Source organism: Pseudomonas vancouverensis (assembly GCF_004348895.1).
Classification (GTDB): Bacteria; Pseudomonadota; Gammaproteobacteria; order Pseudomonadales; family Pseudomonadaceae; genus Aquipseudomonas; species Aquipseudomonas vancouverensis.
The window spans coordinates 186,069-206,159 of sequence record NZ_RRZK01000009.1 but is presented as its reverse complement, the minus strand read 5'-3'; the positions used below and the strand labels follow the sequence as shown (position 1 = coordinate 206,159).

20 protein-coding genes are annotated in these 20,091 nt (G+C 61.6%); 8 read left to right on the top strand and 12 right to left on the bottom strand.

What is annotated here, in order from left to right:
* Positions 1-78 precede the first annotated feature (78 nt).
* Positions 79-1,773, bottom strand: a complete 1,695-nt coding sequence (locus EIY72_RS10660; protein ID WP_093223902.1) for an AMP-binding protein — start codon at positions 1,771-1,773, stop codon at positions 79-81.
* Between the two features lie 202 nt (positions 1,774-1,975).
* Between EIY72_RS10660 and EIY72_RS10655 the strand changes: the two genes are divergently transcribed.
* The 4 genes from EIY72_RS10655 to EIY72_RS10640 are packed head-to-tail and all read left to right on the top strand — an operon-like array spanning position 1,976 to position 7,540.
* Positions 1,976-3,139: an isovaleryl-CoA dehydrogenase gene (locus EIY72_RS10655; RefSeq protein WP_093223905.1), complete on the top strand. Its 1,164-nt coding sequence runs from the start codon at positions 1,976-1,978 to the stop codon at positions 3,137-3,139.
* A 12-nt stretch (positions 3,140-3,151) separates the two neighbouring features.
* The gene (locus tag EIY72_RS10650; RefSeq protein WP_093223907.1) at positions 3,152-4,759 is read left to right on the top strand and encodes a carboxyl transferase domain-containing protein; all 1,608 of its coding nucleotides are present in this window, start codon (positions 3,152-3,154) and stop codon (positions 4,757-4,759) included.
* 13 nt (positions 4,760-4,772) lie between these two features.
* Positions 4,773-5,585 (top strand): gamma-carboxygeranoyl-CoA hydratase, encoded by an 813-nt coding sequence (locus EIY72_RS10645; protein WP_093223909.1) that lies wholly within the window; start codon positions 4,773-4,775, stop codon positions 5,583-5,585.
* A complete protein-coding gene (locus EIY72_RS10640; protein ID WP_093223911.1) occupies positions 5,585-7,540 on the top strand; it encodes an acetyl/propionyl/methylcrotonyl-CoA carboxylase subunit alpha in 1,956 nt (651 codons plus the stop codon). Before EIY72_RS10645 ends, EIY72_RS10640 begins: the two co-directional genes overlap by 1 nt.
* 39 nt (positions 7,541-7,579) lie before the next feature.
* Here EIY72_RS10640 and EIY72_RS10635 read toward each other — a convergent pair whose 3' ends face one another.
* Entirely contained in the window at positions 7,580-8,227 is a 648-nt protein-coding gene (locus tag EIY72_RS10635; protein WP_093223913.1) for a LexA family protein, read from the bottom strand.
* Positions 8,228-8,356: 129 nt separating this feature from the next.
* Here EIY72_RS10635 and EIY72_RS10630 point away from each other — a divergent pair, with 129 nt between their 5' ends.
* Complete coding sequence (locus EIY72_RS10630; protein WP_093223915.1) at positions 8,357-8,698, top strand: DUF6124 family protein; 342 nt, start codon at positions 8,357-8,359, stop codon at positions 8,696-8,698.
* Between the two features lie 166 nt (positions 8,699-8,864).
* Here the strand turns inward: EIY72_RS10630 and EIY72_RS10625 are convergent, their stop codons facing one another.
* Positions 8,865-9,167, bottom strand: coding sequence for a hypothetical protein (locus EIY72_RS10625; RefSeq protein WP_132680127.1), 303 nt, complete (start codon positions 9,165-9,167; stop codon positions 8,865-8,867).
* A gap of 15 nt (positions 9,168-9,182) precedes the next feature.
* Between EIY72_RS10625 and EIY72_RS10620 the strand changes: the two genes are divergently transcribed.
* Complete coding sequence (locus EIY72_RS10620; protein ID WP_093223919.1) at positions 9,183-10,334, top strand: M14 family metallopeptidase; 1,152 nt, start codon at positions 9,183-9,185, stop codon at positions 10,332-10,334.
* A 49-nt stretch (positions 10,335-10,383) separates the two neighbouring features.
* On the opposite strand, the gene EIY72_RS10615 is transcribed toward EIY72_RS10620, so the two are convergent.
* A complete protein-coding gene (locus EIY72_RS10615; RefSeq protein ID WP_093223921.1) occupies positions 10,384-10,929 on the bottom strand; it encodes a cytochrome b in 546 nt (181 codons plus the stop codon).
* A complete protein-coding gene (locus tag EIY72_RS10610) occupies positions 10,926-12,011 on the bottom strand; it encodes a catalase family peroxidase (protein WP_093223923.1) in 1,086 nt (361 codons plus the stop codon). The genes EIY72_RS10615 and EIY72_RS10610 overlap by 4 nt, the downstream gene beginning before the upstream one ends.
* 158 nt (positions 12,012-12,169) lie before the next feature.
* Here EIY72_RS10610 and EIY72_RS10605 point away from each other — a divergent pair, with 158 nt between their 5' ends.
* A complete protein-coding gene (locus tag EIY72_RS10605) occupies positions 12,170-12,676 on the top strand; it encodes a sigma-70 family RNA polymerase sigma factor (RefSeq protein WP_093223925.1) in 507 nt (168 codons plus the stop codon).
* Complete coding sequence (locus EIY72_RS10600) at positions 12,673-13,425, top strand: anti-sigma factor family protein (protein ID WP_093223927.1); 753 nt, start codon at positions 12,673-12,675, stop codon at positions 13,423-13,425. The genes EIY72_RS10605 and EIY72_RS10600 overlap by 4 nt, the downstream gene beginning before the upstream one ends.
* A gap of 26 nt (positions 13,426-13,451) precedes the next feature.
* Here the strand turns inward: EIY72_RS10600 and EIY72_RS10595 are convergent, their stop codons facing one another.
* The 7 genes from EIY72_RS10595 to EIY72_RS10565 all read right to left on the bottom strand — a co-directional run bounded on the left by EIY72_RS10595 (position 13,452) and on the right by EIY72_RS10565 (position 19,925).
* Entirely contained in the window at positions 13,452-14,423 is a 972-nt protein-coding gene (locus EIY72_RS10595; protein WP_093223929.1) for a Csu type fimbrial protein, read from the bottom strand.
* A complete protein-coding gene (locus tag EIY72_RS10590) occupies positions 14,420-16,780 on the bottom strand; it encodes a fimbria/pilus outer membrane usher protein (protein WP_093223931.1) in 2,361 nt (786 codons plus the stop codon). Before EIY72_RS10590 ends, EIY72_RS10595 begins: the two co-directional genes overlap by 4 nt.
* 102 nt (positions 16,781-16,882) lie before the next feature.
* Positions 16,883-17,626: a fimbrial biogenesis chaperone gene (locus tag EIY72_RS10585; RefSeq protein ID WP_231985603.1), complete on the bottom strand. Its 744-nt coding sequence runs from the start codon at positions 17,624-17,626 to the stop codon at positions 16,883-16,885.
* A 72-nt stretch (positions 17,627-17,698) separates the two neighbouring features.
* A complete protein-coding gene (locus tag EIY72_RS10580) occupies positions 17,699-18,199 on the bottom strand; it encodes a Csu type fimbrial protein (protein ID WP_093223935.1) in 501 nt (166 codons plus the stop codon).
* Positions 18,200-18,203: 4 nt separating this feature from the next.
* Positions 18,204-18,740 (bottom strand): Csu type fimbrial protein, encoded by a 537-nt coding sequence (locus EIY72_RS10575; RefSeq protein WP_093223937.1) that lies wholly within the window; start codon positions 18,738-18,740, stop codon positions 18,204-18,206.
* Positions 18,741-18,760: 20 nt separating this feature from the next.
* Positions 18,761-19,297 carry a Csu type fimbrial protein gene (locus tag EIY72_RS10570; RefSeq protein WP_093223939.1) on the bottom strand — a complete coding sequence of 179 codons (537 nt, stop codon included), beginning with the start codon at positions 19,295-19,297 and terminating at the stop codon, positions 18,761-18,763.
* Positions 19,298-19,397: 100 nt separating this feature from the next.
* Positions 19,398-19,925, bottom strand: coding sequence for a Csu type fimbrial protein (locus tag EIY72_RS10565; RefSeq protein WP_093223941.1), 528 nt, complete (start codon positions 19,923-19,925; stop codon positions 19,398-19,400).
* Positions 19,926-20,091: the final 166 nt, after the last annotated feature.

Here is a 20,091-nt window from a genome sequence, read left to right as displayed (position 1 = left end):
AAAAAATGCCGACACGGAGATCGGCATTTTCAGCACATACCTGCGACCATTATTTGCCCGTCAAAGACTCGGCAGGAGTTACAGGTTCACTTTGAGCTCCTCGATACTGATTTCGCGCATGCGGAATTTCTGGATCTTGCCGGTTACAGTCATCGGAAACTCCTCGACGAACTTGAAGTAACGCGGCGTCTTGAAGTGCGCGATGCGCTCCTTGCACCAGGCTTGCAGCTCTTGTTCGGTAGCGCTGTGGCCGGGGTGGAACTTGATCCAGGCAACGATCTCTTCGCCGTAACGCGAACAGGGAATGCCGATCACCTGCACATCCGCCACGGCCGGGTGGGTAAAGAAGAACTCTTCCAGCTCCCGCGGGTACACGTTCTCGCCACCACGGATGATCATGTCCTTGTTACGCCCGGCGATGCACACATAGCCCTCCTCATTCATGCTCGCCAGGTCACCGGTGTGCATCCAGCCAGCCTGATCGATGGCTTCCGCCGTGCCCTCCGGGTTGTTCCAGTAACCGAGCATCACGCTGTAACCACGGGTGCACAGCTCACCGATGGTGCCACGGGGCACCAGGTTGCCCGCCTCGTCGATGATCTTGCTTTCCAGTTGCGGTTGCGTGCGCCCCACCGTGGTAACGCGCAGCTCAAGTTCATCCGCGGGACCTGTCTGCAATGACACCGGGCTGGTTTCAGTCATGCCGTAGGCAATCTGCACTTCGCTCATGTGCATTTCGTTGATCACCCGCCGCATCACTTCGATAGGGCACGTGGCCCCGGCCATGATCCCGGTGCGCAAAGTCGACAGGTCGAACTCTGCGCGTTGCGGCTGATCGAGCATGGCGATGAACATTGTGGGCACGCCATAGAGCGCCGTGGCTTTTTCCTCGGCAACGGTATTGAGGGTCAGCAGCGGATCGAACGCATCGTTCGGATAAATCATGGTGCTGCCGTGAGTGATGCAGCCCAGGTTGCCCATGACCATGCCGAAGCAATGATACAGCGGCACTGGAATCACCAGGCGATCGTCCTTCGTCAGCCCGAGGCTCTCGCCGACCATGTAGCCGTTGTTGAGAATATTGTAGTGACTGAGGGTCGCCCCTTTCGGGAAACCAGTGGTGCCGGAGGTGTACTGGATATTCACCGGCTGATCGAAATGCAGGCTGTCCTGACGCTCGTGCAATTGCTCGACAGCCACACTGCCGGCCAGATCGGCCAGCTGTGACCAGGGCAGGAAACCCGAAGGAGGCTGTGGGTCCAGGCTGACGACACCGCGCAGGTCCGGCAGGCGCTCACTACGCAGCTGACCGATGGATTGATCAGCCAATTCCGGCACCAGGCCCTGGAGCATGGCGTGATAGTTGGACGTCTTGAAGGCCCCGGCGCAGACCAGCCATTTGCAGCCGGATTGCTTCACCACGTATTCGAGCTCGGAGCTGCGATACGCCGGGTTGATATTGACCAGAATCACGCCGATTTTCGCCGTGGCGATCTGGGTGATGCACCACTGGGCGCAGTTCGGCGCCCAGATGCCGAGACGGTCCCCGGCCTGCAGCCCCAACGCCAGCAACGCCCGGGCATGCAGGTTGGCCGCCTCCGCCAGTTGCCGCCAGGTGTAACGCAACTGCTGATGGCGCACCACCAGCGCCTCTGCGTCGGGATCCTGCGCGGCGGTGTAGTCGAACGCCTGACCGATGGTCATCGCCAACAAGGCCTTGTCCTGTGAACCACGGGTGTAACTGCGCTGCGGGCTTGCACTGGGTTGATCCATGACGACCCCTATTGTCTTTATTTAACGGGCTGACGCTCCCAAAGTTGGGTACGCGTTCTATCTTGAACTGCCCCTACTCTCGCTCAAGTTGACGTTAACGTAAAGGGCGATTGACAGCCATTCGTCACAGGTTTACGTTAACGTAAAGGTGAGAGCTGAATCACTGCCCTCCCCACCCTACAAAAAAGCCAAAAGGTGACCCATGAGCTACCCATCCCTGAACTTTGCCCTCGGTGAAACCATCGACATGCTGCGCGATCAGGTCCAGTCCTTCGTCGCCAAGGAGATCGCCCCGCGCGCTGCTCAGATCGACAGCGACAACCTGTTCCCCGCTGACCTGTGGCGCAAGTTCGGCGACATGGGCCTGCTGGGCATCACCGTGCCGGAAGAGTACGGTGGCGCCGGCCTGGGTTACCTGGCGCACGTGGTCGCGATGGAAGAAATCAGCCGTGGTTCGGCGTCTGTGGCCCTGTCCTACGGCGCGCACTCCAACCTGTGCGTCAACCAGATCAACCGCAATGGCAACCACGAACAGAAAAGCAAATACCTGCCGAAGCTGATCAGCGGCGAGCACATCGGTGCCTTGGCCATGAGTGAGCCGAACGCCGGTTCGGATGTGGTTTCGATGAAACTGCGCGCCGATAAACGCGGCGACAAATACGTGCTCAACGGCAGCAAGACCTGGATCACCAACGGTCCGGACGCCAATACCTACGTGATCTACGCCAAGACCGACCTGGAAAAGGGCCCGCACGGCATCACCGCCTTCATCGTCGAGCGCGACTGGAAAGGCTTCAGCCGCAGCAACAAGTTCGACAAGCTCGGCATGCGCGGCTCGAACACTTGCGAGCTGTTTTTCGATGACGTCGAAGTTCCCGAAGAAAACATTCTCGGCGTGCTCAACGGTGGCGTGAAAGTGCTGATGAGCGGCCTCGACTACGAGCGCGTCGTCCTGTCCGGCGGCCCGACCGGCATCATGCAGGCGTGCATGGACCTGATCGTGCCGTACATCCACGACCGCAAGCAGTTCGGCCAGAGCATCGGCGAGTTCCAGCTGATCCAGGGCAAGGTCGCCGACATGTACACCCAGCTCAATGCCAGCCGTGCCTACCTGTACGCCGTGGCCCAGGCTTGCGAGCGTGGCGAAACCACGCGCAAGGACGCCGCCGGGGTCATCCTCTACACCGCCGAACGCGCCACGCAAATGGCCCTCGACGCCATTCAGATTCTCGGCGGCAACGGTTACATCAATGAATTCCCCGCCGGCCGCCTGCTGCGCGACGCCAAGCTGTACGAAATCGGCGCGGGCACCAGTGAGATCCGTCGCATGCTGATCGGTCGCGAACTGTTCAACGAAACCCGCTAAACGGAGCTGCCCATGGCTACCCTGCACACCCAGCTCAACCCACGTTCAGCGGAGTTCGCCGCCAACAGCGCGGCGATGCTCAAACAGGTCGACGCCCTGCACACCCTGCTCGCCCAGGTGGCACAGGGTGGCGGGCCGAAAGCGCAGGAACGTCACACCTCGCGAGGCAAGCTGCTGCCCCGCGAGCGCATCAACCGCCTGCTTGATCCGGGCTCGCCGTTTCTGGAGATCAGCCAGCTGGCGGCATACTCGGTGTATGGCGAAGACGTGCCGGCCGCGGGCGTGATTGCCGGGATCGGCCGGGTGGAGGGCGTCGAATGCATGATCGTCGCCAACGATGCCACGGTAAAAGGTGGTTCGTATTACCCGTTGACCGTGAAAAAACACCTGCGCGCCCAGACCATCGCCCAGCAGAACCGTTTGCCGTGCATCTATCTGGTGGACTCCGGTGGTGCCAACCTGCCACGCCAGGATGAGGTGTTCCCGGACCGCGAACACTTCGGCCGGATCTTCTTCAACCAGGCCAACATGAGCGCCATGGGCATCCCACAGATCGCCGTGGTCATGGGCTCGTGCACGGCCGGCGGCGCCTATGTGCCGGCCATGGCCGACGAAGCGATCATGGTGCGCAATCAGGCGACGATTTTCCTCGCCGGCCCACCGCTGGTGAAGGCCGCGACGGGTGAAGTGGTCAGCGCCGAAGACCTCGGCGGGGCCGATGTACACTGCAAGATCTCCGGGGTCGCCGACCATTACGCCGAAAGCGACGAACACGCCCTTGCCCTCGCCCGCCGCAGCATCGCCAACCTCAACTGGCGCAAGCTGGGCGAGGTGCAGCAGCGCACGCCGATTGCACCGCTGTACAGCAGCGATGAGTTGTATGGCGTGGTCTCGGCCGACGCCAAGCAGCCATTCGATGTCCGCGAGGTGATCGCACGGCTGGTCGATGGCTCGGTGTTCGATGAATTCAAGGCGCTGTTCGGCACCACCCTGGTGTGCGGCTTCGCTCACCTGCACGGTTACCCGATCGCCATCCTCGCCAACAACGGCATCCTGTTCGCCGAAGCCGCGCAGAAAGGCGCGCACTTTATCGAACTGGCTTGCCAGCGCGGCATCCCGCTGCTGTTCCTGCAGAACATCACCGGCTTCATGGTCGGCCAGAAATACGAGGCCGGCGGCATCGCCAAGCACGGCGCGAAACTGGTTACGGCGGTGGCCTGCGCGAAGGTGCCGAAATTCACGGTGATCATCGGTGGCAGCTTCGGTGCCGGTAACTACGGCATGTGCGGTCGCGCCTACGATCCGCGCTTCCTGTGGATGTGGCCAAACGCGCGTATCGGCGTGATGGGTGCCGAGCAGGCAGCCGGTGTGTTGGTGCAGGTCAAGCGCGAGCAGGCCGAACGCGGCGGCCAGGGTTTCAGCGCCGAGCAGGAAGCCGAGATCAAGCAACCGATCCTCAACCAATATGAAGAACAGGGTCACCCCTACTATTCCAGCGCACGCCTGTGGGACGACGGTGTCATCGACCCGGCGCAGACCCGCGATGTGCTGGCCCTGGCCTTGTCGGCGTCGTTGAACGCGCCAATCGAACCGAGCCGCTTCGGCGTGTTCCGGATGTGATCGGGAGAACAACATGAGCGACTTCAACACCCTCGAACTGCTGACCGACCCGCGGGGTTTCGCCACCCTGTGGCTCAGCCGTGAAGAAAAGAACAACGCCTTCAACGCCGAGATGATCCGCGAACTGATCCTCGCCCTCGACCAGGTTGCGAGCGATGCCAGCCTGCGCTTCCTTATCCTGCGTGGCCGTGGCAAGCACTTCAGCGCCGGCGCCGACCTCGCCTGGATGCAGCAATCGGCCGAGCTCGACTACGCCACCAACCTCGACGACGCCCGTGAATTGGCGGAGTTGATGTACAACCTGGCCAAACTGAAAGTGCCAACCCTGGCGGTGGTTCAAGGTGCAGCCTTTGGTGGCGCTTTGGGCCTGATCAGTTGCTGCGACATGGCCATCGGCGCCGATGATGCACAGTTCTGCCTGTCGGAAGTGCGCATCGGCCTGGCGCCGGCGGTGATCAGCCCGTTCGTGGTGCAAGCCATCGGCGAGCGCGCGACACGTCGTTATGCCTTGACCGCCGAGCGCTTCGGTGGGCAACGGGCGCAAGCGCTGGGCTTGTTGTCGGAAAGCTATCCGCTGGCTGAACTGGAGCAGAAGCTCGATCAGTGGATCGACAATCTGCTGCTCAACAGCCCGGCCGCCATGCGTGCCAGCAAAGACCTGCTGCGCGAGGTCGGCGATGGCTCGTTGAACCCGGCCTTGCGTCGCTATACCGAAAACGCCATTGCCCGTATTCGTGTCAGCCCCGAAGGCCAGGAGGGCCTGCGCGCCTTTCTGCAAAAACGCCCGCCGAGCTGGCAAGCCGAAACCGTCAAGGAGCCCCGTTGATGAGCGCACCTGTCCTCACTACCCTGCTGGTGGCCAACCGTGGCGAAATCGCCTGCCGCGTGATGCGCACCGCCAAGGCCCTGGGCCTGACCACCGTGGCCGTGCACAGCGCCACCGACCGTGACGCGCGGCACAGCCGTGAAGCCGATATTCGTGTCGACCTCGGTGGCAGCAAAGCCGCCGACAGTTATCTGCAAATCGACAAACTGATCGCCGCGGCCAAAGCCAGCGGCGCCCAGGCGATTCACCCCGGGTATGGTTTTCTTTCGGAAAATGCCGGGTTTGCCCGCGCCATCGAAGACGCCGGCCTGATTTTCCTCGGTCCACCGGCCTCGGCCATTGATGCGATGGGCAGCAAATCCGCCGCCAAGGCGCTGATGGAAACGGCGGGAGTGCCCTTGGTGCCCGGCTACCACGGCGAGGCCCAGGACCTGGAGACCTTCCGCGCGGCCTGTGAACGCATCGGCTACCCGGTGTTGCTCAAGGCCACGGCCGGTGGTGGCGGCAAGGGCATGAAAGTGGTCGAGGACGTCAGCCAACTCGCTGAAGCCCTGGCCTCGGCCCAGCGTGAAGCGCTATCGTCGTTCGGCGACTCGCGGATGCTGGTGGAAAAGTACCTGCTCAAACCGCGTCACGTGGAAATCCAGGTGTTCGCCGATCAACACGGCAATTGCCTGTACCTCAACGAGCGTGACTGCTCGATCCAGCGCCGTCACCAGAAAGTCGTCGAAGAAGCCCCGGCGCCCGGTATTAGCCCGGAACTGCGCCGTGCCATGGGCGAGGCCGCCGTGCGTTCGGCACAGGCAATTGGTTACGTCGGCGCCGGTACCGTGGAATTCCTCCTGGATGCTCGGGGCGAATTCTTCTTCATGGAGATGAACACCCGCCTGCAGGTTGAGCACCCGGTCACCGAAGCCATTACCGGTCTCGACCTGGTGGCCTGGCAGATTCGCGTGGCACGCGGTGAAGCCTTGCCGATGACTCAGGAGCAGGTGCCGCTGATCGGGCATGCCATCGAGGTGCGCCTGTATGCCGAAGATCCGGGCAATGACTTCCTGCCGGCCACCGGTCGCCTGGAGCTGTATCGCGAATCAGCTCAAGGCCCGGGGCGCCGTGTGGACAGCGGCGTTGAAGAAGGCGACCAGATCTCGCCCTTCTACGACCCGATGCTCGGCAAGCTGATCGCCTGGGGTGAGGATCGCGAACAGGCGCGCCTGCGCCTGTTAAGCATGCTGGACGAGTTCGCCATCGGCGGCCTGAAGACCAACATCAACTTCCTGCGCCGCATCGTTGCGCACCCGGCATTTGCCGCTGCCGAACTGGATACCGGTTTCATCCCGCGCTATCAGGAGCAACTGCTGCCGGCACCGGCAACTTTGAGCGACGAGTTCTGGCAATCCGCCGCCCAGGCTTTTGCGCAGAGCCTGCCAAACGTTACCCGCGCCGATGACCCGGCTTCACCATGGGCAGCCGGCAACGGCCTGCGCGCAGGGCTAACCGACGAAATCACCCTGCACCTGAGCTGTGAAGGACAGGACCGTGCGCTGACGCTGAGCGATGCGGCAACGCGTCATTTTCGGCTCAGCGGCGAATACCTGGTGAACGAACATGAGGGCGTGCGCCGCAGGCATCGGGCGATTCGCCAGGGCCAAGCCGTGTATCTTCAGTGGGAGGGCGAACTGCGTCGTATCGAGCCTTACGACCCGATCAGCGCTGTCGAGGCCAGTCACAGCCATCAAGGCGGCCTGACCGCACCGATGAACGGCAGCATCGTGCGTGTGCTGGTGGAGGCCGGGCAGTCGGTCGAAGCCGGGGCGCAATTGGTGGTGCTGGAAGCGATGAAGATGGAGCACAGCATTCGCGCGCCCCACGCCGGGGTAATCAAGGCCCTCTATTGCCAGGAAGGCGAGATGGTCAGCGAGGGCAACGCGCTGGTCGAACTGGAAGAAGCCTGAAATGCAGACCGGTTCTGCGCGTGGCGCGGACCGGTCTGATCAGAATTTGACGGTAGCCTGCACCACGACGCCGAGGATTCGGCATTCATCGCTATACAAGGCTTTCGGATAGGTCGGATTGAGCGGGACCAGGTAACGCTGCCCGCCCTCTTCCAGCAGTTTGCGGAATATCGCCTCGCGGCTGTCCGGCCATTGCGCGATCACCAGTTTTCCGGGTGCTGCGTCCACTTCCGGGTCCACCAGGATCAACATGCCTTCGGGGATGCTCAGGCCGCTGGGCGCGGTCATCGAGTCGCCCGCCACCTTCAACCAGAATGCTGCGCCACGGGCGTGATAATCGGTGAGTTCAAAACTCCCTTTGGCGTAAACCGCCTGCTCGCCATCCCGAGCTTCGACGGGTTCGCGCCAGGTGCTGACCGGGTAGCGGAAGTACGGATTGTACTTTTGCGCCAGCGGCACTTCCTCCGTCGACGAGTCCAACGGCTCCCTGATCACCAGGGCCACCTCGAGAAACTCCAGCCCAAGTGCCTGCAGGACGCGATTCATGTCTTCGATAGCGGGTTCGCGGCGTTTGTTGAGCCAATGGCCGATGCCGCCCTGGGACATCCCGAGGCGGTCGGCGAGTATTTCCTGAGTGATTTTCAGTTCACTCATCTTGGCCTTGACCAATTCAATCCATTTATCCATGGGCGGCACGATACGTGGGCAACTTCGACCATCAAAACACAGATTGTATTATTTAATCTCTGGTCACGAATACAGATCGTATTAGTATGGATTCACGGATCTGAATTCACCACGGAGATCGCCATCGCCATGAACAACCCCGTCAACGACCTGCCAGACATGCAAATCGACACGTCACTCACCTCTCCCCAGGGCGTGGCTGCGGCCCAGCGAGCCCTCGACTATTACTTGAAACCAGCTGTTTCAGAAGAGGCCAACGAGCCGCGCTTCTTTGAGGTCAATAAGCACATCACCAGTGAAGAAGCACTGGTTCACGCGTCGGCCTTATTGAAGTGTGCAGTCGCCACGGCAAACGAGTCGGCCAACAATCTGCTGGGCGTCAATCGGGATCTGGCGTTTTCGACCGTGCACATGGTCGAAATGGCCAAAGCGATGATCGATCGATCGCTTGAGCGACATCACAACACTTGAGAGAAGGGGTAAATCAGAAGGACAGGAAAGAATTTTCCAATCGAATAGATAAAAACGTTTGACTTGCAAACGAGAATGATTATTATTGCAACAACTGGTCGCGAGATCAGTCGATGGACCAGGTGACCTTAGGTCGGTCTCCTGGACTATCTCCTCATCAGGCTAATCACGGTTTTTGACCCGGCTTTTTGCCGGGTCTTTTTTTTGGCCAGTTTTCTGGCTTTGGCTTCAGGCTAATGAAGTCTTTAGGTGCTGCAAATTCGATGGCGCGGATGATATCAAAAGAATGCCAATTGGCAAGCCAAGCTCGACGCCTTTGTCTCAGGGCACCGACAAATAGCACTTGAGAATCAATCGCATAAACACTAAGCTGCGCCGGCGTCAAGGAAGACGCCCCCCCCCGCTCCACGCCGCAATTTCCCTCGGTTTCCCCCCTGCCTGCGTGTAAAGTAACCGCCATAAAAATCATATTCAGGAACCGATTATGACCGTGGCTAAATCCTCTTTCGACATCAGTGCCAACTTTGACAGCGGCAACATCGAAGTGCTGGATATCAGCAACCCGCTGCAGGCGCTGCTGGCCATCAAACCGGATACCCGCAGTCCGCATTTCCAGTGGTTTCATTTCAAGGCCAGCGGCCTTCACGTTGGTCAGGAACACTGGTTCCGCCTGAACAACGCCAGCAAGTCCTCCTACAACAAGGCCTGGACCGGCTATCAAGCCGTCGCGTCCTATGACCACGTCAACTGGCTCCGTGTACCGACCATTTTCGAAGGCGACTGCCTACGCTTCAGCCTCGAAGCCACGGCCACTCACGCCTGGTTCGCCTACTTCGAACCCTACAGCCGCGGTCGCCATGACTGGTTGATCGAACAGGCGCTGACCAAGGCCGGCACCGAACTGCTGGCCACCGGCAAAAGCGTTGAAGGCCGTGATATCCAGTTGTTGCGTAAAGGCACCGGCGCCGAAGGGCAGAAAAAAGTCTGGATGATCGCCCAGCAACATCCGGGCGAGCACATGGCCGAATGGTTCATGGAGGGCGTGATCGAACGTCTGGAACGGCACGATGACCCGGTACTGAACAAACTGCTGGCCAGCGCTGACCTGTACCTGGTGCCGAACATGAACCCGGACGGTGCTTTCCATGGTCACCTGCGCACCAACGCCATGGGCCAGGACCTCAATCGCGCCTGGCAGAGCGCCAGCCAGGAAATCAGCCCGGAAGTCTTTTTTGTCCAGCAGCAGATGGAAAAGTACGGCGTCGACCTGTTCCTCGACATCCACGGCGACGAAGAAATCCCCTACGTGTTTACCGCTGGCTGCGAAGGCAACCCGGGCTACACGCCGCGTATCGCCAAGCTTGAAGAGCACTTCCGCAGTCACCTGAAGCACCTGACCAAGGACTTCCAGACCTCCCACGGCTACGTCCTCGATAAACCGGGCCAAGCTAACATGACCCTGGCCTGCAACAGCGTCGGTCAGAAGTACGACTGCCTGTCGCTGACCCTGGAAATGCCGTTCAAGGACAACAACGATGCGCCGAATGCGCTGACTGGCTGGTCGGGCAAGCGCTCGAAACAGTTGGGGAAAGACGTGCTGACCACGGTTGCCGACATGATCGACAGCCTGCGTTAACTACCTGCTGATAAAGTGGCGCATCCTTGCGATGCGCCACTTACTCAAATCAACCGCGATCCCGCCCCCGCAACATACTGTCCAGCACATCATCACGACGCACCCAGCCGTGAAACAACGCGGCCGCCAGGTGCAGCAACACCGTCAGAAACAGCAGATACGCCAGATAGCCGTGGGCCTTGCGCAAGAAGGCGAATACCTGAGCGTTGGCCGGCATAATCGACGGCAATTGCAACGAACTGCTGAGCATCACCGGTTCGCCCGACGCGGAAATCATCGCCCAGCCCAGCAGCGGCAATACCAGCATCAATACATACAGCAAGACATGCGAAGCCTTGGCCGCCAATGCTTGCCAGCCCGGCAAGTCGGCCGGCAGCGGCGGTTGCGTGGTGGAAAAGCGCACCACCAGCCGCACGATCACCAACAGCAAAATGGCGATTCCCAGGGGTTTGTGCAGGTGGATCAGCCATTCATGGCGCTCGGAAACCGAGGCGACCATGCCGGCGCCGATAAACAACATGGCGATGATCATCAGCGCCATCAGCCAGTGCAGCAGGCGCGCCAGCGGTGCGAAATGCTTAGGTTGAGTGCTCATTGCTGGGCCTCCTGTTTGGCGGCGGGCAACTGGCTGACTTCGCTGGTGCGGCGCAGGTAGGAATTGGAATAACCGGCGGAGCGGGCGGCGAGCAAGGGATCCTCGGAGCCCTCGATTCCGGCCGGCAATACCAGTGGGTCGTAGTTGATGTCCCGGCATTCACCGTTGAGTTGCGGCTGCGTCTTTTCCAGCACCAGGGTGCCGGCGTTCAACACTTTGCGCCCTTCCGGCCAGGCTTTGCTCGCATCGTTGACCGGGTCACCGGGGTTGGCGAGGGTGATGTTCAACTGCCAGCGCAATGGACCGGCGGCCATACGCTGCACCAAATCTTTCTCGAGGAAGTCATTGCCCTGTGGCGCCGTTGCGCCCGGTGCATCCTGAGCTACCGGGACCATGCTCCAGCGTACCGCCTGCTTTTGTCCGGCAGCATTGACCAGGTAAAACGCATTGACGCTGTTGTAGGTCTCGGTCACGTAACTGGCCGATGGCTTGGCGGTCTTGACCCAGGCCAGGAAAGGCGCGGACTCGGGGTGGGAAGCGAAAAAGGCCGGCACGGCCTTGGGATCCGGTTTGCCGGTGGCAGGGTCTGGCGACTGGGCCTGCTGGAACGCATAGAACGCCTCAGGCGTGCCTACCGGGAACACCGGCATGCTATTCATCCCGGTGCGCCATTGCTGGCCGTTGGCCTGGGTGAAGCGCAAAGCCATGCTGCGAATCGGCACGGCGTTGTCAGGGGCGTAGGGGTTGCCTGCCGGTAAGGCAAAACGTCCGACCACCGGGGTTCGTGCTTCATTGAACACTTGCGCAGTGGAGTAACTGCGCACCTCACCACTGCTCTCAAAATGCCCGATCACGCACACGCCCTTGGAGTGATTGCGGCGGAATCCCGGATGTACGCCGTTGTTGGTTTCCAGCACGTTGATCAGCTTTTTCGGTGTCAGACGTTGTGGGTCGAAGGTGCCGTTGACGTAGGCAAATGCCGCAGCCACGGCGGCGACGATGACCGCGATGCCGGCCAGGCGCAGGGTCAGGCTCGCGCCACTCAAGGGTGGCCGCTCGGGCGGTGATGATCGATCTACCATGAAAAACTCCAGGGCCGTCGGCCACAAGTGAGAAGAATCAAGCAGACGAACCGCCCACCGGTTTATTCCCTCGCGCGGTATTTATTTTTTCAGGCGTGGAATAACCTCGGACCCCGGGCGTCTCTCTAGTCCATAGCGTAGTGACTGGCCGGAACTTCATGCACGATATCGACGAACAACTGCGAGAAATCATTCCCAGGTTGCGCCGCTTCGCCGTTTCCCTGACGCGTAACACCAGCAGCGCCGACGACCTCGTGCAGTCGTGCCTGGAACGTGCACTGTCGAGTTGGGGCGACAAACGCGCCGAAGGCGATTTGCGCGCCTGGCTGTTTTCGATCCTGTATCGGCAGTTTCTCGACGCGCATCGGCGCTCCCGACGTTATGCGCGCATGCTCGACTTTTTTACCGGGCGCGACGACGCGCAGCCTTCGGTCGAGCGCACGGTCATCGCCCAATCGACCCTCAATGCCTTCGATCAATTGCCCACCGAACAACGCGCGCTGCTGTTGTGGGTGTCTGTGGAGGGCTTGAGTTACAAAGAGGTCGCCGAGATTCTCGACGTTCCCACCGGCACCGTGATGTCCCGCCTGTCCCGGGCTCGCCAGGCCCTGCGCCAACTCAGCGATGGCGAAATCAACCGCCCTTCCCTGCGGAGACTGAAATGATCAGCATGCCCCCGAGCGAGCGCGACCTGCACGCGTACGTCGACCATCAACTCAGCGACGCCGATCGCCGTCTGGTGGAGACCTTTCTGGCCAGTAACCCAACGATCGCCGCGCAAGTACTGGCCTGGCAGCAGGACGCCCAGCACTTGCGTGCCGCACTCGGTGGCGCCCTACAACAACCGGCCAACCCGGACCTCGACCCTGCGGTGATCCGCCAACGTCTCAAGCGCCAGTCCCGGCGCCACCTGGCCAGCGCAGCGATGCTGGTGATCGCGGTCAGCATCGGTGGTTTCAGCGGTTGGCAAGCGCGGGAGATGACCCTGGTCGCGACCGCCCAGCCCATGGCTGATGCACTGCAGGCCTATCGCCTGATTGCCCAGCAAGGACTGTTGCCGGCGGATTACCGCGCCAGTGATGACGGCGACATGCAAGGCTGGCTCGACCGTTACTTCACTCAGGCGCAACGCTTGCCCGACCTCTCCGGCGCAGGCTTCAAACCCGCCAGCGGGCGCTTGCTGAGTACAGAGCAAGGCCCGGCGGCGATGGTGGTATACGAGAATCAGGGTGGGCAGAAGATCAGTTTCTATGTGCGGCCACCGGGACCGAAGAATTATCTGCTGCCCCGGGGCAGTCGCAGCGATGGCGGCCTGCAGGCGGAATACTGGTCGGGGGCCGGCTACAACTACGCGATGGTCAGTCCGACGGATACCCCGGCGGCGCAGTTGCTCAGGCAGACAACACAATTCTGACGCCAACAGCGTGGAACTGCCCTTGTCTAGAACCCTACATCCAGCACCACATTGTCCAGATAGGTCCCCGCCGGTGGCGTGGTCTGGTCGGTGTAGATCTTCGCGTTGTAATTGAAAATCTGACTACCGGTGCCCAGGCCGTTGCCCGGATTGACTTCGGCATCGGTGCTGGACCGTCGCGCACTGCCGACGCTGCCCCAGCGCGTGGTACCGGCACTCTTGAAAATGTCATAGGCCAGGTAATTGCTGCCGGAGATCATCCGCCGCCGCCCGCCGGCGCTGAGCGGGTTTTGCCCATCGCTGAGGCCGACGGTGTAGGCACTGCCCTTGGTGCAGGCCAGGTTGATGGTCTGGCCGGTGACCGGGGTGAACGCACTGACCACCGGCGCGCTGCCGAAGGCAATGTTAGGCGCGGTGATCGTGCAGTCGTTGGCCACCGTCAGGTTGACCGTCAACGTCGTCGTTCCGCTGTTGATATCACGCCCCAGGCAAATGGAGCCGACGCCGATGCCCGAGCAGTAATTCCAGTTCCAGAAAATGCTCAGGGTTTCCGTATACACCCCGGCCGCGACGTTGCTGCCGATAATCGTGCCCAGATACAGCGGCACGGTTTTCGGTGTGGTTCCACCGAGCAACCCCAAGGCATCGATGATGCCGTTGCGGGCGAAGTCATAGGCGGTGCCCCTTGTCACCGGATAGCTGGTGCTGTTGTTGGCGTACAGGGTGTAACCGATGACGTCGCCGGTGGGGCCGACCAACCCCGACTGCGTGGACGTCACCGTTGCGTAAAAATGGTCGTTGTTGGTCAGCAACGTCAGCAAGGAACCGGTGCAACTCAAACCGCCGTTGAGAGTACTGGCAGGTTGCGAGGTGGTGCGCAGCGCAATCGAACTGAGCGTGCCAAAACCCGCCGGCGTCGTCGTTACCACCGAGCACAGTGCCGCGGCCGAGCCTGGCAGCAACAGTATTAGCGCCAGCAGCCAATGCCTGCATCTCATTGGCACACCAAGGGCCCGAGCAACGGGATCTGATCCTGATTCAGGTCGAGGGCGAACTGCACCGCACAGGTTTTGCCATCGGCCAGGGTCACCCGCAGGGTGTTCTGCGCCTGGAGGTTTTCCAGGTACACCAGGCCGTCCCAGCCGACCACGGTTTGCGTGCCGCTTTGCTCATGCACCACCCCGCTGCCCAGCGCCAGTTCATGCTGTTGCGCATCCACCAGCACGATGCTCGCGGCCACCACCCGGCTCAGCGGAAACTCCAGCAAATAGCCGCTGCCCCGGCGCACCGCAATGCGCTGCTCGACATTCGGACTGCGCACGTTGGCCGGCAGGTTCAGTGGATCGATTTCGTACTTGCCGCGGTAATAGGCGCTGCTCCACGGCACCAGCAGGTGGCCGTTTTTATCGGTCTGGCCAACCAGCTGATTTTCGTAGCGTACCGGGATGTCGGCGTAACCGTCGGTGCTCACCACGACAAAGGCATCGTCGATGCGATTGGCGGCAAACACTTGCTTGTCCATCCACACCAGCGAGCCGCTGGCGTCGGCCCAACGGGTTTGTGCATCGCTGGTGCCGTACACACCGGCCTGCAACTGCACCGATTGCAGGCGCCATGTCAGGTCGGCCTGGCGGTAATCCGGCCCGTCGCCTGTGGCGTAGCCAAGGTTGTAACCAAAACCGCCCTCGGTAGGCACCGACCGACTGTAATTGACCCGCTGCTGGCTTTGTCCGTTCTTGTTGCGCTCGCTGCTGATGGCCAGGCTGCCGCGCAGGTCGAACGGAATCACCAGCTGCGCTTGCACCGCCCAGTTGCTGTCACCGATCTCGCGGTTGGCCGACAGGTAGAAGCTGCTGTTGTGCCACAGCGGTTTGCTCCACGTCAGGTTGAGCAAGCGTGTGCGCGAATCGTCCGCGGCACGCACGTCGAAGTAACCGGCACCGAGGCTGCCCCAAGTGTCGAGGCTGACACTCAGCGTCGCCTGTTCGCTGCGCTTGCTCAGGCTGGTGAACGGGCTGTCGACCACGGTCAGGTCGGCATATTGGTCACGCCGTTGCAGGCGCTGCCAGGAGAAGCTCCAGCGCTGACTGTTGTATTGATAACCCAGGCTCACTTGCTGGCCGGTATCACCGTCGAAGCGGCTTTGGCTGAGTGCCGTGTTGAGCACACCGAAATTGCCCAGGCGCAGATTCCCGCCCAACCCACCCAGGGTCAGCGAATCCGAGGCCTCGGCGTGGCTTTCGAGGGTCAGGTTATCGCTCAGGCCGTAGCGCAAGCTGCCGGAGCTGACACCCGGCCCGTAACTGAAATCCCGCAGGCCATAGTCCTGACGCAGGGTCCCGGCCGCCACGGAAAAATCGCTCAAGCCCTTCTGCAACAGACTGCTGGTGACATAGAACGGCACGGTGGTCGACACCTGCCGACCCAGTGCATCGGTGGTGACCACCACCGCTTCGCCGGCACCGTTGATGAACGGCACATTGGTCAGTGTGTAGGGGCCTGGCTGCAATTCGGCGCTGCTGGACTTGTAGCCGTTGATGAACAGGTCCACCGAGGACGGCACCGCCGCTTCTCCGGCGAATTGCGGCAAGGGATAGGTCACCAGATCCGGACGCACGCCGAAGTCCCGGGACAGTTGCACCCCGCCCAGGCGAACCGAATTGCTCCAGGGCAAGGCCCCGCTGACCAGGTCACCGGCCTCGTAGGTCAACAGGCGCTCGTCATCGGAATAACGCCAGGTGGTGTCGTAGCGCAAGTAACCGTTGTCCAGCGTGCTGAGGGAATCGCCGGACAAGGTTTGGCGATACTGGCCGGTGTTGGACAAGGTGCCCCAGCTGTCGAACAACCGTACTTCGTTCCAGGCCGCGAGGTAGCTGCCCGCATCGTCGGTGTCATTGAGGTACAGGTCATAGTTGAACAGCGCGCCGAAACTGCTCAGCGCCTGGGTGCGCGGATAGGCGTCGCGACGACCGATGAATTGCTCCGGCAGCCAGTCCGGCGGCACCTCCAGCAGCAGGCGCTGGGCCGCACTGTCGTACTCGCTGCGCAATCCGGGCAGGCTGTCGAGGCCGACCTCGGCCGGGCTGTCTTGCGGCAGCTTCATGCCGGTGTCGCGCAGCGCCGATGCCGGCATGAACAGCTGTCCGTTACGTTGCGCCACCGCCACTACCCGTCCGGTATTCATCTGGTTGACCACCAACTCCAGAAACAGCTGAGCATCAGCCACAGCTTCCATGCCGCTCGGTGGCGGCGGCAGATCGTCAGCCCTCGCGGGCTCGGAACCGATCGCCAGGCACCAGGTGCCGCACACCGCCCACAACGAACACTGGAAACTGCGAGCCCAATCCTGGCTCATTAGCGCTTAACGTCCGTCATTGGACCGATCACTCCCGTGTTTCAACAGCCTGTGCGCAGAATTGCGGCGAGTTCCTTCGCCACAAAAAACTCATGCACGGACTTATCGCGCCAAGGGCACGCTCTGCACCTGCGGAGTACCATTGACCCGCACCTGCAACGCCGGATCCCCGGCCAGCGGTCCGGGTGCCGGCCAGCGCATGATCGCGCCGGGCAGGACATAACCGAGCAAACCTTCCACCAGCGGTTTGACCTGGCCGCCCTGCTTCAGGGCGACGTCGGTCAACCGCGCATGCACGGCGCCCTGGTTGCGTACTTCGACATAAGGCCGGCCGTCCACCGTCACCGAGCGCCAGCTCAGGTCCGGCAGGCCCGCGCCTTTCGGGTCGCGCTGGCGGGTGGTGTCCTGTTTGCTCCACAAGCCCGCGCCGTAAGCGAACAACGGCACCGAGTAACGCATCTGGAAACGAATGGCCGCGGCGGTCTTGCCGTCGTCGGCAGCGGGCGGTTTTGGCGAAGGGATTTCATCGATGATGATGCGATAGGCCAGCTCCTGCCCCGGAGGCACCTCTCGCGTCCGGGTCAGGCGTACCAGTTGTTTCTGCCCAGGCTCGATCTTCGCCACCGGCGGGCTGCCGATCACATCACGCTGATTGGCGTATTGATCGCTGAAGCCGCTCTGGTTCCAGGCAAACACACGGATTTGCAGATTGGCGGTTTCAGTGCCGCGGTTTTCCAGCCACAAGGCACTGGCCTGCTGATCCGCTTCCAGCACCGGATCAATCGGCCAGATCAATACCGAACTGGCCGCCTGCGCAGGCACCGCTGCCCAAAGCGCGATCCACATCACCACACTTGCGAGTGCTGTTCGCTGCAAAGTTAAAGACATCGTCCGACTCCTGTTGATCAAACCGCTCCGTCACCACGACAACTGCACTTGCAGCACATCGCTGTAAGTCCCCCCCGGCAGGTTGCCCGGTAGCTGCACCTGGCCGTAAATCGGCAGGCTGATGTTGTTGGCATCGCTGTACGCCACGGCCACGCTCTGGCCGATCCCCAGCGCCTGGCTGTAGGCAGCGTCACGAAACAGTTGATAGGCCACGCGATTGGCCGTACTGCCCAACTGCATGTGCCGTCCGCTGCTGTTGTACTGGCCGCCGTCGACACTCATGTTCAGGGTGACACCCGGCGTGCATTGCAACTGCACGCCGCCGGTCAACGCCACTTTCACCGTGCCCGTGGCCAGTGCCGAATTGCTGCCGAAGTTCAGGTTGCCGTAATTGGACACCCCGCCGACCACCAGGCACCCAGGGGTCACGGTGGCGCTGACCTGAAAGCTCTGGCTGGTCGCAGCCGGCAACGGCAGCGGCACACTGGCGCTGCACAGGAGGCACAACGCCGCGCATCCGTGGCGGGCCACGGCACTAGAACGTCAGTTCGACGGCGACTGTGTCGGTGTAGGTCCCGGCCGGCAAACCGGCCTTGCCCAGGGCCTGGCCATAGATGTTCACGGTTTGCGCCACGCCGGTGCTGGGCGCGAGGTTGATGACGCCGTCGATGGCCAACAGGTTCGAATGCCCGGCATCGGTGTAGAAGTCATAGGGCACATAGTTGGCAACGCCGTCATACAATGCACGGGAGCCCCCCGTCGACTTGCCGTCATTGGTCCCGGCACGCACCTTGACTGTCGGGTTGGTGCCGGCGGAGCAGAGAATCGACAGCGCGCCGCCCCCTCCGCCCAACACCTGCCCGGTGGCGGTGGTGAACAGGCTATTGGTGGTGCCGAAATTCAATGCACCGAAGTTCAGCCCTGTGGAACCACCCACACCGTTGACCTGGCAACTGCTGGTCAGGATCAGCGTGGAACTGATCTGCCCGGTGACAGTGGTGGCCGCCATGGCGCTGGACGCCAGGGTCAGGCCAAGCAATGACAAACCTATCCTTGATACATACGTCAGCATGGAGTCCGTCCTCTGTTGTTTTACCAGTCGAGCGTCACCGTCAGGGTGTCGGTGTAGACACCCGCCGGCAGCGCGCGAGTATTCGCCACCACCGCGCCAAACACCGGGATCGGTACTTTGGCTGCGCTGGAGACAGCGAAATTGTGTTGTTGACCGATGCTGTAGCTCTGGCTGCCACTGGCATCGACGAACAGCTGATAAGGGATGGTCTGGGAGCCATTGCTCAGGCGCCGGGTGTTGCCATCGCCGTGGGTACCACCGTTGATGCTGACGGTGAAACCGGTGACCGAAGGGTTGCAGGCGACATTCAATTTGCCGCTGCCCTCTTCGCTGAGACTGCTTTTGAGCGGGGTATTCCAGGTCGGGCCGTGCTGGCCGAAATCGAGGGTGCCAACGTCACTGATCGGGCTGTCGGGACTGGCACCGTTGGTCACCTCACAGGCGGCGATGATGATCAGCCGCGCGTGAATCTGCCCGCTGGCTGTCGCCGCTTGCGCGTCTTCAGCCAGAAGCATTGCCGAACCTGCCACGATCACCATCCAGTACTTGCCGATCATCACGCCAATCCCGACTCCCTCAGGATGAAAACAGTCGTCCGCCAGCGGACGCCCCTTCCTTGCACAACCCGGCTCCGCCCGGCTGCTTGATAAATTGTCGTCACCAGGTGACGGTCACCTTGACCAGGTCCGAATAGCGACCGACCTCGGGTATCTGCGCCAAGGGTTCGATACGCGCGTACAGCGGCAGCTCCACTGAACCGGTATCCGGCACCCGACCGCTCATCGGCACGTCCACAATCAACGGGATGCGTCGCGCGCTGTCCTGGTAAAGCCGATAGGGAATGGGCCGGCCATGACCGGCTCCGGTCGCCATGTAGCGCACGTCACCGACGCCGCCATGCAGGCCACCGTCGACGCGCAGTTGATAGGGCGTATCAGGGTTGCATTCCAGGCGTGGCAGGCGCTCGTTCATCAAGGCTGCACCCAGCGGTCCTGCCGGGTTGTCCAGCCGCGCCGTACTGCCAAAATCCAGCACACCCAATTGCTCGATGCCGGCGCTGCGTTGCAGCCCGACCAATTGACAGCCGCGCTGCACATCCACGCGTACCTGCACCTGAAGTTCTGCGCTCAGAGCCGGTGCAGCGAGCGCTACGCCGACGACGGCCAACACCACACGTCCATTCACGGCCCCATTCCTTTTGAGGGGTGGCTTGTGACAGTCAGACTAGCAACGCACAGGGATTACGCCAGTTTGCCCGACCGACCGGATCCGCGGCCAAGCCGGTGAATCGACGTCTTGCGCCCGCCTGGCAGGGCCGAAACCCTCAGGCAAAAAGTTGTACATGCCGCAG